Annotated in this window: 14 protein-coding genes; 10 read left to right on the forward strand and 4 right to left on the reverse strand. The window is 39.1% G+C overall.

Annotated features, from left to right (window positions below; genetic code table 11):
* The first annotated feature begins 81 nt into the window (after positions 1–81).
* The 5 genes from rnd to AB6T38_RS02005 are packed head-to-tail and all read left to right on the forward strand — an operon-like array spanning position 82 to position 3,733.
* On the forward strand, positions 82–1,230 hold the full coding sequence (gene rnd / locus AB6T38_RS01985) for a ribonuclease D (protein WP_372545637.1): 1,149 nt from the start codon (positions 82–84) through the stop codon (positions 1,228–1,230).
* Positions 1,230–1,511, forward strand: coding sequence for a YcgL domain-containing protein (locus tag AB6T38_RS01990; RefSeq protein ID WP_372545638.1), 282 nt, complete (start codon positions 1,230–1,232; stop codon positions 1,509–1,511). Before rnd ends, AB6T38_RS01990 begins: the two co-directional genes overlap by 1 nt.
* Before the next feature lie 9 nt (positions 1,512–1,520).
* Entirely contained in the window at positions 1,521–2,510 is a 990-nt protein-coding gene (locus tag AB6T38_RS01995) for a lytic transglycosylase domain-containing protein (RefSeq protein WP_372545640.1), read from the forward strand.
* The gene (locus tag AB6T38_RS02000; protein ID WP_372545641.1) at positions 2,511–3,179 is read left to right on the forward strand and encodes a fumarylacetoacetate hydrolase family protein; all 669 of its coding nucleotides are present in this window, start codon (positions 2,511–2,513) and stop codon (positions 3,177–3,179) included.
* Positions 3,180–3,181: 2 nt separating this feature from the next.
* The gene (locus tag AB6T38_RS02005; protein ID WP_372545643.1) at positions 3,182–3,733 is read left to right on the forward strand and encodes a YcgN family cysteine cluster protein; all 552 of its coding nucleotides are present in this window, start codon (positions 3,182–3,184) and stop codon (positions 3,731–3,733) included.
* 54 nt (positions 3,734–3,787) lie between these two features.
* Here the strand turns inward: AB6T38_RS02005 and dsbB are convergent, their stop codons facing one another.
* Together dsbB and nhaB are read right to left on the reverse strand one after the other, a co-directional pair.
* On the reverse strand, positions 3,788–4,312 hold the full coding sequence (dsbB, locus tag AB6T38_RS02010; protein WP_372545644.1) for a disulfide bond formation protein DsbB: 525 nt from the start codon (positions 4,310–4,312) through the stop codon (positions 3,788–3,790).
* Positions 4,313–4,335: 23 nt separating this feature from the next.
* Positions 4,336–5,922 carry a sodium/proton antiporter NhaB gene (gene nhaB, locus AB6T38_RS02015; protein ID WP_372545646.1) on the reverse strand — a complete coding sequence of 529 codons (1,587 nt, stop codon included), beginning with the start codon at positions 5,920–5,922 and terminating at the stop codon, positions 4,336–4,338.
* 263 nt (positions 5,923–6,185) lie between these two features.
* Between nhaB and fadR the strand changes: the two genes are divergently transcribed.
* The 3 genes from fadR (at position 6,186) to AB6T38_RS02030 (ending at position 8,213) form a co-directional block, all read left to right on the forward strand.
* Complete coding sequence (fadR, locus tag AB6T38_RS02020; protein ID WP_372545647.1) at positions 6,186–6,896, forward strand: fatty acid metabolism transcriptional regulator FadR; 711 nt, start codon at positions 6,186–6,188, stop codon at positions 6,894–6,896.
* 261 nt (positions 6,897–7,157) lie between these two features.
* Positions 7,158–7,511, forward strand: coding sequence for a phasin family protein (locus tag AB6T38_RS02025; protein ID WP_348492641.1), 354 nt, complete (start codon positions 7,158–7,160; stop codon positions 7,509–7,511).
* 105 nt (positions 7,512–7,616) lie between these two features.
* The gene (locus tag AB6T38_RS02030; protein ID WP_372545649.1) at positions 7,617–8,213 is read left to right on the forward strand and encodes a hypothetical protein; all 597 of its coding nucleotides are present in this window, start codon (positions 7,617–7,619) and stop codon (positions 8,211–8,213) included.
* A 288-nt stretch (positions 8,214–8,501) separates the two neighbouring features.
* Here the strand turns inward: AB6T38_RS02030 and AB6T38_RS02035 are convergent, their stop codons facing one another.
* Positions 8,502–9,989: a DUF3336 domain-containing protein gene (locus tag AB6T38_RS02035; RefSeq protein ID WP_372545650.1), complete on the reverse strand. Its 1,488-nt coding sequence runs from the start codon at positions 9,987–9,989 to the stop codon at positions 8,502–8,504.
* 446 nt (positions 9,990–10,435) lie between these two features.
* On the opposite strand from AB6T38_RS02035, the gene AB6T38_RS02040 reads away from it, so the two are divergent.
* Positions 10,436–11,638, forward strand: a complete 1,203-nt coding sequence (locus AB6T38_RS02040) for a DUF445 domain-containing protein (RefSeq protein ID WP_372545651.1) — start codon at positions 10,436–10,438, stop codon at positions 11,636–11,638.
* A 71-nt stretch (positions 11,639–11,709) separates the two neighbouring features.
* Here the strand turns inward: AB6T38_RS02040 and AB6T38_RS02045 are convergent, their stop codons facing one another.
* Positions 11,710–12,474 carry a ParA family protein gene (locus tag AB6T38_RS02045; RefSeq protein WP_372545652.1) on the reverse strand — a complete coding sequence of 255 codons (765 nt, stop codon included), beginning with the start codon at positions 12,472–12,474 and terminating at the stop codon, positions 11,710–11,712.
* Between the two features lie 332 nt (positions 12,475–12,806).
* On the opposite strand from AB6T38_RS02045, the gene AB6T38_RS02050 reads away from it, so the two are divergent.
* On the forward strand, positions 12,807–13,457 hold the full coding sequence (locus AB6T38_RS02050) for a TetR/AcrR family transcriptional regulator (RefSeq protein ID WP_372545653.1): 651 nt from the start codon (positions 12,807–12,809) through the stop codon (positions 13,455–13,457).
* Positions 13,458–13,472: the final 15 nt, after the last annotated feature.

Raw genomic sequence — 13,472 nt, forward strand, 5'->3', positions numbered from 1 at the left:
ACGAAATCTTCTCGTATTTCATTTAATTCAAAAAAGCCGACTCATGTCGGTTTTTTATTTTCTAGGTGTCCATCTTTTCATATGCAATATACCCTTATAACTACTTTCGACGCTTTACAGTCCTTTTGTGAACAGGCCAGTAACGCTTCTGCTATTGCCGTTGATACAGAGTTCGTTCGAACTCGAACGCTGTATCCTAAATTGGGTTTAATCCAAATTTTTGATGGGACTTCGTTGGTGCTTGTAGATCCGCTAAAAATTGAGGATTTATCACCTTTAGTAGATCTGTTAGCCAATCCAGATGTAGTGAAAGTCTTGCATTCGTGCTCAGAAGACTTAGAAACTTTTTGGCATAGTTTAAAAGTGATCCCAACCCCTATATTTGACAGCCAGTTTGCTGCGTGTTTACTGAATAAAGGGGCGACACTTGGCTACGCCAACCTTATTGAGCTGATGCTAGATATCAAACTCGATAAAGGAGAGTCGCGAACAGATTGGATTGCTCGCCCGTTAAGTAAAGAACAATGTCAATATGCGGCCAATGATGTACTTTACTTGTTGCAAATTTATCCTCAATTGAGCGAGCAAATTGCGGCATTAGGGAGAACCGAATGGATTTATCAAGAAATGCATCAATTAGCGTTGAAGAAATCCATAAACCTACCCTCAGATCTAGCTTATTTAAATATTAAAAACAATTGGAAGTTGTCAGGTATTTCATTGTATTTACTAAAAATCTTAGCTAAGTGGCGAATAGAACAAGCTCGAATACGTGACTTGGCTTTAAATTTCGTTGTGCGTGAATCTAACTTGGTTGAGGTCGCTCGTACTTTACCTAGCCACAAAGGCGCTATTTTTGCCATTGATGGTATGACGCCTCAGGAAGCTCGAATCCACTCAGATGCCTTACTAAGTCTGGTTGAAGAAGCCAAGGTTGCGCCTATTGAAGTATACCCTCCACCGGTAGAAAGGTTGATGACCCATAAAGGCTTTAAAAAAGCTTCGGCGGAAATCAGAGCCTTGTGTCAAGTAAAAGCGGATCAACTTGAGATACCCGTTGAAGTCTTAGGATCAAAAAAACAAATTCAACAATTGTTGAAATACCATTGGCATCAACAAGATGAATTACGCGAAATGGGATTAAAGCCTGATTTAATTAAAGGCTGGAGAGGGGAGTTGTTAGGTGATGAAGCTCTTGAAATAGTAGGCAAATACGGGAAGATAAGATAATGCTGGTTTATGTTTATAAAAGTAGTAAAAAGCAGCAAACGTACCTTTATGTTTTGCAAAAAGACAACTTTGAAGATGTGCCAAAACCCCTTATGCAAACCTTTGGAACGCCTACATTTGTGATGATTTTAGCTCTGCAAAAACGGCAAAAGTTAGCACAAGTGGACATTGATAAGTTGACTACTGAATTAAATTCAAACGGTTTTTATTTGCAACTTCCGCCACCTGATGAAGATTTGCTAAAAGCACATAAACAGTCTCAAATAAAAAATAAAGGTTAAACAAGCGAAATGATCAAACGAGTGAAAGCGCATTGGGTTCTATTTTCAACTCTGTTGTTGAGTTTGCCCTTACATGCTCAAAAATCAGAGGAAGGTTACGGTGTTTATGTTGAGCAGCTTAAGAGTGAAGCGATAGTCGAAGGTTTTGAGGCAGAATTTGTCGAACAGGCTTTTGCCGATATCACATTCTATAAACGCGCGATTAAGGCAGATAAGAATCAGCCTGAATCTAAAATTACCTTAGACAAATACTTACACACTCGGGTACCAGATTGGAAAGTCAAGCAAGCCGTCGATTTGTATCATCAACATCAGCAAGTGTTAGATAAAATTGGTGCCGAATATGGCGTGCAACCTCGTTTTATCGTTGCGTTATGGGGGAACGAGAGCAATTTCGGCAAGATCATGGGAAATTATTCCATCGTCTCTGCATTATCCACCTTAGCCTATGAAGGTCGTCGAGAGGCTTTTTTTAAAAAACAGTTGTTTGCCGCTCTAACCATTTTAGAACAAGGTCACATTCAAAAACCACAGTTTCTCGGCTCTTGGGCTGGGGCTATGGGACAAAGTCAGTTCATGCCCACTTCCTTTCTAACCTACGCTGTTGATTATGATAACGACGGTAAAAAAGATATCTGGAGTAATCCCGAAGATGTATTTGCATCCATTGCGAATTATTTAAGCAAAGAAGGTTGGGATGACAGTATTACCTGGGGACGACAAGTTCGTATTCCTGCAGACTTTGATTTGAGCCTAGCCGGTTTAGCTAAGTCAAAAATGCAGCCCTTGAGTGCATGGCAAGGATTAGGTGTGAGACGCTATGACGGCTCTGATTTGCCCAATGTTGATTTGCAAGCCTCATTAATTATGCCCGATGATGAAAATGGCCGAATTTATTTAGTTTACTCAAACTTTCATACACTTATGCGCTGGAATCGCTCTACCTATTTTGGCAGTGCGGTGAGTTATCTAGCTGATCGAATTAAAAAGGGGTCTTAAATGACATATTTGCATAAAAGTATTAGTGGCCAGGCCATTCAGTTACCGGTTGGCAAAGTCGTGTGCGTTGGACGCAACTATGTGGATCACGTCAAAGAATTAGGAAATGAAGTTCCTGATAATCCGCTATTATTTATGAAACCTGCTACCAGTTTATGTGATGTCAATGACCCCATTTCATTGCCCTCAGGCACCTTAGGAAGTTGTCATAACGAGCTTGAAGTGGCTATTCTAATTCACTCTCCGCTAAAAGGTGCGTCTCAAAACGAATGTCTAGCTGCCATCTATGGCGTGGGATTGGCGCTGGACTTAACCCTGCGAGATTTGCAGACTAAACTAAAATCTAAGGGGTTGCCTTGGGAGCGGGCGAAAGCTTTTGATGGAGCCTGTCCGGTGTCGGGTTTTCTTCAAATAGGAAACATTCCCGACCTGCAAAGTCTAGAGTTTAGTTTGGAGATCAATCAACAACTCAGACAACATGGGTACACGTCTTTAATGATCTGGGATGTGGCGTCATTGTTGTCACAAATCAGTGAGATTTTCACCTTGTTGCCTGGCGATATAGTGTTAACAGGGACGCCAAAAGGTGTTGGTCCCTTATATGCAGATGACGAATTGAGTTTGCATTTACATGATCATTTTAGTTTGAACAGTAGAGTGCTGGGGTAAGAATGGGCTTAGAAGCAAACTTTTGGCAGCATAAAACATTAAAACAAATGAACCGTGAAGAATGGGAAGCGGTTTGTGACGGTTGCGCAAAATGCTGTTTACACAAAATCATTGATGAAGATGCCTCTGACGTTAGCCTTTCTAATGCTGGTGAATCGAATGACAGCACCTCATCACAAGAGGATGCTCAACACGCACCGCAACAGGCTAAAGCTGAAGAGTTACATTTCACCAATGTTGTGTGTAGTTATTTAAATACCAAAACATGCGCTTGTACTCAATATGCAGACCGTGATGAACTGGTGCCAGAGTGTGTCACTCTTTCACAGGATAATCTTCATCAGCTTGCTTATATGCCGCCCAGTTGCAGTTACCGGAGGCTTAACGAGGGCAAAGGTCTCCCAAGTTGGCATCCTTTGCTGCATAAGAACAAAAAATCTGAGATGCACAAAGCAGGTATGTCTGTAAGGGGCAAAACCGTGTTTGACCGAGATGTAGATGAAAGAGACTTTGAAGATCACATCGTAATTTGGCCATTAAACGAAATCGATTAACTTAAGCGTTAATCGATTTCTACATTTAACTTTTCGTTTTAGATGAAATAATAGTTAAAAGCTACGGCGGATAAAAAGACGGCTAAACAATACAATGGAAAACACTGCCGTATAAATTGCAAATACAAAAATCATCCACTCAGGCATACTCATATTCATAAATTCCCAATCAATATTGCCGCAATCACCAGTGGCAGCAAACATATTGGGTAACCAATTATGCAGGGGAAGAAATGACGGGAAGTTAGGCACAATTTCACAGGATACGAAAAAAGGATTTGATTCGTTTTGGATCCCCACATGTTCAATAGCAGTAAACATCCCCCATATTGCCGAAACACCCCAAGTCACAAAGCCGATAAAGCGTGTGATCAGATTGTTTTTAAGGGTAGGGAGCAAGCCTGCGAACAGCAAGCCAAACACCGCTGTCCGTTGATAGATACACATAATGCATGGCTTGAGATCTAAACCGTATTGAAAAAACAGCGCGGTCACAATTAATGCCAAAGCAGATAGCATTAGCGTCAACCAGGCCCATCGTGTTGACGCTAAACTACCTAAGAATACAAATATATTCATATTGATGATTCTTATCCTAATACTTAATGGGCACTTGCTGCGCCCGCTGCTTCACCTGGAACATGGTGGTTAATCCAGTTCAGGTTATATAAAACATCTGTTAGTTCCTGTAAACCAAAGTAAGTTGCCGCCAAGCCAACTAGGGTTAATACAATGGTAAACGGAAATGCCATATAAACCATAGTACCGTAAGACAAGCGTAATAACGGCGCAATAGCGGAGGTTAACAAGAACAAGAAAGCAGCTTGACCATTCGGTGTGGCTACACTGGGTAAGTTTGTACCAGTGTTAATAGCAACGGCTAACATATCAAACTGATCGCGAGTGATTTGGCCATTATGCAGCGCAGTCGTAACTTCGGTTATGTAAACTGAACCTACAAACACATTGTCACTGACCATGGATAGCACACCATTGGCTAAATAGAACATCACCAGTTGAGTTTTACCTTCGAAGGTCAATACGTAGTTAATAACGGGTGTAAATAAGCCCTGATCGATAATCACAGCAACAACACCGAAAAATATACAAAGCAGCGCGGTAAAAGGTAAAGCTTCTTCAAATGCTTTACCAATGGAGTGCTCTTCAATAACGCCACACATGGTAGTCGCTAAAACAATTACAGATAAACCAATTAGACCAACTTCGGCTAAATGCAGTGCTAAGCCTATAATTAACCAAATACCGATTAAAGCTTGGGTAAATAGTCTAGCGGTATCTAATTTAGTGCGTTGTTTATCCATTTGCGTGTTGTAGTCACTTAAAATCCCACGGACAACTGGAGGCAACTTAGCGCCGTAGCCAAACCAACCCATTTTTTCAACTAAATAAGCCGTTAACAACCCAGATATAAATACAGGTAGAGTAATCGGCGACATACGAATAAAGAACTCGCCAAATCCCCAAGATGCTTTATCGGCAATGATTAAGTTTTGCGGCTCACCAACCATTGTCATTACACCGCCTAAAGCGGTTCCTATGGCAGCATGCATCATAAGGTTGCGTAGAAATGCTCGGAAATTTTCTAAGTCGTCACGACTTGGCTGGGCTATCTCATCGTCACTGGAGTGGTCATGATCTATGTTAAAATCTTTTCCTGAGGCAACTTTATGGTAAATACTATAAAACCCTAACCCCACCGCAATAATCACCGCAATGACTGTCAATGCATCTAAGAAAGCGGATAAAAAGGCCGAAGCAATAATAAACGCTAAAGATAATGCTCGTTTATTTTCTATTTTAATCAATAGCTTAGTAAACAAGTACATTAGCAAATCTTTCATGAAGTATATGCCAGCAACCATAAAGACTAGTAGTAACACCACACTAATATTAACGGTTATTTCGTGGTACATGTGAGAAGGAGATGTCATCCCAATAAAGAGGGCCTCAATGAGTAGTAATCCCCCCGGTTGTAATGGATAACACTTTAACGCCATTGCTAGGGTGAAGATAAACTCCAACACCAATACCCAGCCTGCTACATAGGTGCTAACGAAATAAAACAGAATGGGGTTTAAGATCAAAAATCCGACAATAACTTGTTTATACCAATCCGGTGCATGGCCTAAAAAGTTCTTGTAAATAGCTTGAGTCATAGAAACTTGCATAGGTGTGTCCTTTTACTCATCGATTTGAAGTGCAATCGCAATTATTTATCCCTTCATTTTTAAAAGGTAAGTGCAAAAAATGCAAGGTAATTCTGTTGTTAATCAGTGAATTGATACTATTTGAACAGATATTGCACACCTTTGCGACCGATAAAGTCTATTAAATATTTAACATGCTGTTAAAGTTTCGTTGTTCCATACAAAATTCATCTGGTACAATCAGTTATAACATGACACTTAAATGATAATAAGAGAGCCGTTGCATGATTTACAAGGCACAAAGTCCAGCAGGATTTGCAGAAGAATATATTGTTGAGTCAATATGGAGTGGACGTTTCCCTCCAGGTACGATTTTACCCGCAGAGCGTGAGTTATCAGAACTCATAGGCGTAACGCGCACAACTCTCCGTGAGGTATTGCAAAGACTTGCTCGAGATGGTTGGCTAACAATTCAGCATGGTAAACCCACCAAAGTGAATAACTTTTGGGAAACGTCGGGCTTGAATATCCTTGAGACACTCGCTCGTCTAGATCAAGAAGGAATTTCCGAATTAGTGGATCATTTGTTAGCTGCTAGAACAAACTTAAGCGCTGTTTTCATCCGTGGAGCAATCAAAAATGATGCGCGACGAGTTAAGGAAATCCTTAAAGGATATAAAGATATCCCTGAAGAGGGCGCTGCTTTTGCAATGTATGATTATCGAATTAACCATGACATGGCGTTTGCATCAGGAAACAAAGTCTATGTATTAATGATGAATGGGTTCAGAGGATTGTACTCCAGAATTGGTGGATACTATTTTTCTTGCCCTAAATCACGGGAGTTATCACGTAACTATTACCAAAAGTTAATGGAGCTAGCGGATACTGGTGAATTTGATAAAGTTGCTTCTGTTGTTCGTGAGTACGGAATTGAGTCAGGTAAAATCTGGCACGAGATCCGCGCAGAAATGCCCAACGACCTTGTCGATTAAACCCACTGTTGTATATTCGTTTGTTTTGAACCAAGAATATGCAACCGTGTTTTGACCTTAAATTAAGGGATAGAAAAACCAATATCGAAAATCCTTTAAGCACTATTCAACTACTTTTTAATTTTAAAATTAAAATATCAATATTTTTCAACACCTTGCCCTAAAGTCTCAAATTAATTTAGATTATTTTGAGACTTTAGTATGCGCTTTCTAATTTTGATCGTTAATCTTAATCACAGTCAACAAATCGAGGAAATAATCATGACAAATTTAGACGCAATCAAAAGTAAAGTTTCAGACGCTGAAGATTTTGCACGTAAAATCTGGTTAGCTGGTTTAGGTGCTTATGGTAAGAGTTTTGATGAAGCTCAAGGTCAATATGAAAAGTTGACTACCGAAGCAGGTAAAGTCTTTGAAGAGCTAGTTGAAAAAGGTGAAGTATTAGAAACTGAAGCCAAAGCTAAAATCAAAGCTAAAACTAATGTTGAAGAACGTGTTTCTGAGGTACGTAAAAAGCTTGGTTTAGACGCTTCAAGTTCAGAAGATAAAGTAGAAGAGCTTTCTGCAAAAATTGATGCATTGACTGACGCTGTTGCTAAATTAGCAGCTAAGTAATGTAACTAAGCTCAGGCGTTTTGTAGGCTTTAATCTATAGGATTGAGGTTTACAACGCCTGAACTGATAAATGTGTTGAGAAGTACGAAAAACGTCGGGGGAGTTATGAAAGCGATAAAATCTGTTGAAGAAAGCGGGCGTAAATCCTGGTTAGCAAGTGTTGGTGCTTATGGAGAAAGTTTAAATAAATCTACAGATGCACTGGACAAATTGTATACAGATGGCAATGCTTTAGTACAAGACCTGATTGTACGCGGTGAATCAGTGGAAGCGGATCTTAAAGCTAAACTAGAACACAGCTCAATATTTAAGGGGAAGTCGATGTTAAAAAGCAAAATTGCAATGTTCAAAAGTAAAATGGGCATGCAAAGTCACAGTCGCGAGATTCAATTAGAAATACTCTCCAATAAAGTTGATAATTTGATCGATGTTGTCGCTAAACTTGCGCAGCAAAAAGCCGCTGAACAAGCTGCTGCGAAATCTACAACTAAGCCGGCAGCCGCTAAAGCTTCAACCACTGCAGCTAAGCCTGCCAGTACCCGCAAGCCAGCAGCAAAGAAAACCACTGCGACCAAGTCGACGGCTGCAAGTAAATCAACTAGTACAGCAAAAACAACTGCTACAAAAACAACTACTGGTACTACGCGCAAACCTGCTGCGAAAAAAGCCCCAGCGACCAAAAGTTCTGCTGATAAAGAGTAGTTTTTAATTTAGGCATTAAGTATGTGTTTAGGTTGGTATTTTAAACAAAGCACTTTTATTTGAGTGTATTGAAAAGCATAATCCAGTCAAATGAGACACAACTAGTCAGCCTTACAATTAAAAAAATCCCCAGTTAACACTGAGGATTTTTTAGTTTTCACTGCTAATTGAGCAGACTATTCATATTCATCAAAAGATATCAACGGGCTAAATCTGACAGTTCCAGACCTTAGTTAAATTTTCAAAATAGCCCCTAACATCATATTTTCTGCCTTCGATTGACATCTATTAAGCAGACTTTGGTGAGTCTACTAAGCGCAGCCCATTGTGCTGAGTTAAAACTCTTTCTTCTCTGCTCTTTAGCTTTTTAAGATACTTACTGAAGGTTTTACTAATTTGAGTATCTCGCTTGATGCGATCAATTTGCGGCCAAGTTGCTCGTTCTGCACCTGATATTAATTTTTCAATGCTGCGCAAAGAGGGGTTCGCTAATATATGTTTTAAACTTGCGAAGCCTCGTTCCGGTAAAATATTAATATCTCCCACATATTGTTGATCAATGATGGAGCGTAACTTGTGAATACCCAACTTTGCGCCTTTGTGTGAAGTTACACCTTCTAGAACATCAAATGCATAGATGCTATTCATCTTGGTAATATTTGCAATGTGCCGCCAAGTCAAAGCTGCAATGCCTCTTGTGTCTTTTTTATCTCGGGATAAAAAGGGCACGGCAATAGGGTTAGTTTGGCTCACAATACTATGGTTAACACCATATAGACGGGCCAACTGTTTAAATGGCATATCAGCCATTAAAGAGCCATCCGCGAAGCGGCGATTTGGAATGTAAGGTACTATTTTACCATTTGCTTGTTTGGCTTTTAATTGTACAGGACTAAACACCAAAGGAATTGCGCATGACGCTCGCACTGCTTGCGTAATAATTGCGTTAGGAGAGGTTTTGGCATTAAGTAGACGAGAATATTGATGTAAATCTGACGGTGAGACCGTTACAGTCACATGGCGACCTGTTTTTTTAAAGGCTTCTTCAAAAGTCATTAAATCGAATAATTCTATTAATGCATTTTCGAGGTTAGAGCTGTCCATTAGGCTATTTCGACCAAAGCCCTGCCAAATTCGCCAATTGCTGAATTTTTCGTAAATATTCTGAGGTTCTAGCGCCTCTTTTAACTCTTCATTAGTGCGGGTAGCAATCAAACTTGCGATAATTGAGCCTGCACTAGCCCCAGAAACGACATCTGGAAGTAAATCATGCTCACTTAAGGACTTAACTACGCCACCATGAAAAAAACCTAAACCGGCGCCGCCACTTAACATTAGACAACTCTGTCCAAATGCATGGGCAGTTTCATCAAAGAAAGATAGCTTCTCGTAAAAATCAATTTCAGATTCATCTGCATGGTATATAAAATCTAAAGACTCACATACTTGGTCGATAAATTCTTGAATCAGGTATTTAGTGCCAATTTTGCTGTGATTTTTAATCGCAGAGTTGGCTATATTACCTAAATTTCCGTGGATACCTTCATGCAGTATCGACATCAATCCTAATGCATCACCTCGAGAGCGAGCTAATTTTATGCGTTGCACTCGTTTACGAATAAGACGGTAGTCATACTCTTTGCAAGCATCTTTACTTTTCCATTCTTCAGCGCCAGATATTTCATCATGTTCCTGGCAGGCTTCCTTGTACTCTTCATAACTTTCTGCATGTTTGATTGCAGCATTTAATTCCCTAAGGGAATCCGAGTAAGCCATATGGTTCAACCTATTTAACCCAGTAAACGTTTTCGTACCAGGACTATCAAATTAAGAGGTTTCAAATCTGATTATTGAATCAATAAATTTAGATATTTGAAACGATATATTTAGCTTTGGATCTTAAAAGCTAACATTACACAAGCTAAATAAACATTAGCAATTAGTATGCTTTATTAATAAAACAATAAATTAGAAAAGGCTACCCAATTTGCATGAAATGATAAGATTTCATGCATTTTCACCTGCTCCATTATTATAGTATTTATAATCAATAGCATAAATTTGATTGACCATTGTAATGGCAAAGTTTAGCCTGACCTAAGGAACTAGCTTAGGGTAAACTTAGAGGCGTTGATTTATTAAGCAGCAGACTCTACTACTTAGCTATCTATCGAGTTTGTTTTTCATTTCTGGTTAACTAAATAAAGGCATCCACGCTACTTATGCAATGGATTTTAGAAAATTACCTGTTGTTGCTGATCCCTATCACCAGTGGAATAGTTGGTTGGGCAACTAACTTTCTTGCAGTTAAAATGATGTTTTATCCAATAGAATTTATTGGTGTTCGTCCATTTTTTGGTTGGCAAGGGCTGATTCCAATGAAACGCAAGGAAATGGCCGAAATAGAAGTAGAACTGGTTTTAGGAAAGTTACTTAGTGTCCAAGAACTCGCTGATAGAATTGAAGCAGACAAATTAACCGCATCCATTCAACGTCGCCTTAAGCAAGTATTAAGAAAAATAGTCAATCAAGTTATGCAGGAGTCAGCACCGCAGATGTGGGCGTCCATGCCTGTGCAGGCGAAAAACTTGGTATACAAACGAGTTGAAGCTGATATTCCCAATGTCGTTGCCAAAATGGTAGATGATTTCAAACACAATGTGGATGAAATACTGGATATCAAAGAATTGGTGGTAGAACATTTAGTTAATGACCCCGAGCTTATTAATGAAATCTTCTTGAGGTCGGGTGAAAAAGAATTTCCGTTTATTGAACGCTCTGGTTTGTATTTTGGTTTCCTGTTTGGTTTACCCACCATGGCTTTCTGGTACTGGTTCCAAAGTTGGTGGATTTTGCCTCTAGGTGGTTTAATTGTTGGATATGCCACTAACTGGATTGCAATTAAAATCATTTTTGAGCCTAAAAAGCCCATTCGTTTTTGTGGGTTCACCTTTCAAGGTATGTTTTTAAAACGTCAAAAAGAAGTCTCTGAGGTGTATTCGGAAATCATTGAGAAAAAGTTAATCAATTCCAAAAATATTACCGACATTGTGTTGCACGGCTCAGGCTCAGAGCAACTTTTGGAATTAATTGAACTGCACGTTAATGATGCTATCGAGCGTTATGTGGCAATCGCTCAACCATACTTTGCATTGGGGGTCGGTTCCGAAAAATACTATCGAATGAAAGAACTTGCGGTAACAATGATTTTCGATAGCTCTGATAAATATCTGCAATATGCCCACGAATATGCCAATGATGCCCTAAGAGTTGGGGATGATTTGTGCGCTCGAATGCAATTACTTACCCCTGAAGAGTTCGAAGGCGTGTTGCGGCCAGCTTATCAAGCCGATGAGTGGAAATTGATTGTGGTTGGTGCAATTCTTGGGATGATAGCCGGCTTTATGCAACTCTATTTGATTTAAGATATTTAGCGGTATTTAGTGCCGCTAATTTTTCGTCTCTGTGTTCATACGCTAGGGTCTGTTTACTCACCTTACTTTTCAATCAGATTAAAAATGCCGACTAAGGATAATGTCAATTTATGTTTAGGAGCGAGTTTGATCAATGGTTGTTTGGCTTGATGGGACTCTCGCATTTTTACTGATTGAGCCACATATTCTGATAAAACCGGATATTCTTCGTCTAATAGTTCATTGATAATTTGTTTGGGAAGGTTTGCATTGCTCATAAACTGATTGGCAATAATACCTTCAATGCTTAAATTCGGATTATGATCTTCTTTAATTTCGGCTATTTTCTGTTGCAGACTGTATAAACCTTGTCTGGCAAAATCATCACAATCAATAGGAATTAAACAACGAGAAGCGGCAATAAGAGCTGATAAGCTATAGAAATTGAGGGCAGGCGCTGTATCAATGTAAATACGGTCATAATCCTGTTCAAGGGCTTCTAGTGCTTCTTTTAGTTTATATATTTTATGCCTACTATCTAACTCACTTTCTAATTCGGACAAACGCTCTGAACCAGCAATAATATCCAAGTTTTCTATTTTAGTCGGCTGGCAAAACGCTTTTGGTGGTTTGCGATGCAAATGAAACGTAATGGTTTGTTCAAATAGGTTAGCAATAGTGCAATCATCATCCTTTTTAATGGCGTCAAGGTAGGCTGTGCTATTGCATTGGGTATCCAAATCGACCAATAGGGTTTTTAGGCCATGGTGCGCTGAAATTGCCGCCAAGTTAACGGTTAAACTCGATTTGCCTACGCCACCTTTTTTGTTAAATAGCACTCTAATCAATGGGATTGCCTCTGGGTTTTAGGTTGCTGGAAAAATGATTTGTTTGCTTCTACAAGGGTGCGACCTTTGCAATTACACATTTTGAATATTTGCTATCTTGTAATTAAATAATAAGGTTAATGAACAGAAAGTAAACATAATTTACCGCAATTATGATTCAAATGAATAACCTAATAATTTATTTGTAGCACTTGTATGTTGTTAATAATTTATGGAATGATAGGTAAAAAATATTATTGGCCTAAAGCGCAACCGCTACCTATTTCCCTGTAAAGGGTTGATGTTTTAATTGGCAATGTAAGAAAATTTTCGACTAACTTTGGTTGTTCACTATGAAAACGGCAGAGAAAATACTAGTCACTTCGTTGGATTTATTTAACCAACACGGGGAGAGTAATGTCAGTAGTGTTGATATTGCAGTTGAGTTAGATATTAGTCCCGGTAATCTCTACTATCACTTCAAAGGCAAAGAAGTCATAGTGGCAGCACTTTTTGATTTGTATAAAAATCAGATAGATACAGCGTTTAATTCAGCTGTTAACAAAGACTTGAGTATCGAAGAGTTTTTTTATTTTTTGTACGTTATTTTAGAAAAAGGCCATCATTTCCAATTCCTATTTCATAATCAGGCCAATCTGGCTGAGAACTATCCCTTGGTGGCTAAAAAGTTTAAGTTGCTGATACTCTCACAAGAAAAAAGCATTGAAAAATTAATCATGTTTTTCATTCAAAATGGCAGTTTAAAGGCCAGTTTTCATCAAGGGATACAGATTGTTGAGCTGGTTGGTCTAGTGTTTACACAATCAGCGAACTATTATGCTTTAAAAGGTCAAAATATCAGCGATGAAACTCACTTGTATAAAGGCTTAGCTACGATTCTATTTGCGGTATTACCATATATTAATCTACCGCCCGGGGAGCTGCATCATTTGCAAGACGCAATCGCAACTCAAACTTTGGTTAGCGCGTTAGGCGTTTCCTAAAAATCCGTACGTTTA

The organism is Aliiglaciecola sp. SL4 (assembly GCF_041538045.1).
Lineage (GTDB): Bacteria > Pseudomonadota > Gammaproteobacteria > Enterobacterales > Alteromonadaceae > Aliiglaciecola.